Source organism: Mesorhizobium sp. M7A.F.Ca.US.014.04.1.1 (genome assembly GCF_003998745.1).
GTDB lineage: Bacteria > Pseudomonadota > Alphaproteobacteria > Rhizobiales > Rhizobiaceae > Mesorhizobium > Mesorhizobium ciceri.
Genome location: NZ_RZRW01000811.1, coordinates 1 through 1,989, shown reverse-complemented (window position 1 = coordinate 1,989; position 1,989 = coordinate 1). Strand labels below are relative to the sequence as shown.

Below are 1,989 nucleotides of genomic sequence, written 5' to 3'. Positions count from 1 at the left end.
AGGCGGCTGTTATGTCGGCCCGACCCTGTTCACCAACGTGACCAACGGCATGCGCATCGCGCAGGAGGAGATTTTCGGGCCGGTGCTGAGCGCCATTGCGTTCAACGACGAGGCGGAAGCGCTGGCGCTGGCCAACGACACGCAATACGGCCTGACCGGCTATCTCTGGACCTCTGACGTCACCCGCGCCTTCCGTTTCACCGATGCGCTGGAGGCCGGCATGATCTGGGTTAACTCCGAGAACGTGCGGCATTTGCCGACCCCCTTCGGCGGCGTCAAGAATTCCGGCATCGGCCGCGACGGCGGCGACCATTCCTTCGACTTCTACATGGAGACGAAGAACGTCGCCTTCGCGACGACGGCGCACGCGATCCAGAAACTCGGCGGCTGACCGGAGGAAATCGGATGCCCTTGCCCAAACCCAATCTCTACCCCGCCTTCAACATCGTGCGCCTCAGCCATGTCGAGTTGGCTGTCACCGACCTCGCCAAATCCCGCGCCTTCTATGTCGACACGCTCGGCCTGCAGGTTACCGACGAGACATCAGGCGCCATCTACCTGCGCGCCATGGAGGAACGTGGCCATCACTGCATCGTGCTGCGCAAGGCGACGACGCCGGAAGCGCGCGACCTCGGCTTCAAGGTCTTTTCGGACGAGGACCTCGATAAGGCCGAGTATTTCTTCAAGGGCAAGGGCCTGCCGGTGGAATGGGTCGAGCGGCCCTACCAGTCGCGCACTTTTCGGACGCGCGACCCGCACGGGATTCCGCTGGAGTTCTATGCCCAGATGGAAAGGCTGCCGCCGATCCATCAGAAATATGCGCTCTACAAGGGCGTCAAGCCGCTACGCATCGACCACTTCAACTGCTTCTCGCCCAATGTCGACGAGTCCGTCGCCTTCTACAACGAGCTCGGTTTTCGCGTCACCGAATACACCGAGGATGCCGCAACCGGGAAGCTTTGGGCAGCTTGGACGCATCGCAAGGGCGGCGTCCACGACATCGCGTTCACCAACGGCATCGGCCCGCGCCTGCATCATGTCGCCTTCTGGGTGCCGACGCCGCTCAACATCATCGACCTGCTCGACCTGATGGCGACCACGGGCTATTTGCCGAACATCGAACGCGGCCCTGGTCGGCACGGCATCTCCAACGCCTTCTTCCTCTATGTCCGCGACCCGGACAACCACCGTATCGAGATCTACTGTTCGGACTACCAGACGGTCGATCCGGACCTGGAGCCGATCAAGTGGGACCTCAAGGACCCGCAGCGCCAGACGCTGTGGGGCGCACCGGCGCCGAAAAGCTGGTTCGAGGAGGGCAGTGCGTTTGCCGGGGCGGAGGCGCGCCAGCCGGATTTGGCGGCTTCGCCGATCATTGCGCCGTGAGTGGGATTTTGGAGATGTCAGCGTTCCGTGGCGCCCCCCTCTGTCCTGCCGGACATCTCCCCCTCAAGGGGGGAGATTGGCTAGGCCCATGGTCAGCGCCTCTGTTGCAGCGTTGGAAATTGGCGAAGGCAGAGATGACATCCGATCTCCCCCCTTGTGGGGGAGATGTCCGGCAGGACAGAGGGGGGCGCCGTAGAGCGCCATCCTCGCCCACCACCATTGCCGGAGCCGCAGCATGAAACACGCACGGCTCGCCACCTTCACCGTCGGCGGCAAGGCGCGCTATGGCGCGGTCACCAGCAAGGGTGTCATCAACCTGTCGGCGCGCCACGGCCAGTGGCCGACGCTGCGGGAAGCGATCGAGGCCGGCGCCTTGCGGCGGCTGGCGGAAGAGGCCGAGGCCTTCCCGATCGATTTCCCGCTCGACGCCATTGCCTACGAAATTCCGATCCCTTCGCCGGAAAAGATCATCTGCGTCGGCGTCAACTATCCGGACCGCAACGAGGAGTACAAGGACGGCCAGGCAGCACCCTCGAATCCGTCGCTGTTCGTCCGTTTTCCCCGCTCCTTCGTCGGCCATGGCGCGCCGCTGGTGCGGCCGCC

General features: G+C 63.9%; 3 protein-coding genes. All 3 read left to right on the top strand.

The genetic code is table 11. The features are described from left to right. Window positions 1–391, top strand: a 391-nt coding sequence (locus EOA22_RS31790; protein ID WP_127390513.1) for an aldehyde dehydrogenase family protein, incomplete at its 5' end; no start/stop codon positions are given. Window positions 392–405: 14 nt separating this feature from the next. Beyond that, window positions 406–1,386 (top strand): 3,4-dihydroxyphenylacetate 2,3-dioxygenase, encoded by a 981-nt coding sequence (hpaD, locus tag EOA22_RS31785; protein WP_063169700.1) that lies wholly within the window; start codon window positions 406–408, stop codon window positions 1,384–1,386. 235 nt (window positions 1,387–1,621) lie between these two features. Then, a partial coding sequence (locus EOA22_RS31775) for a fumarylacetoacetate hydrolase family protein (protein ID WP_348629516.1) occupies window positions 1,622–1,989 on the top strand: 368 nt, incomplete at its 3' end.

Excerpts from the sequence above, each read along its gene's own strand:
- hpaD (WP_063169700.1), top strand. The coding sequence starts at position 406 with ATGCCCTTGCCCAAACCCAATCTCTACCCCGCCTTCAACATCGTGCGC.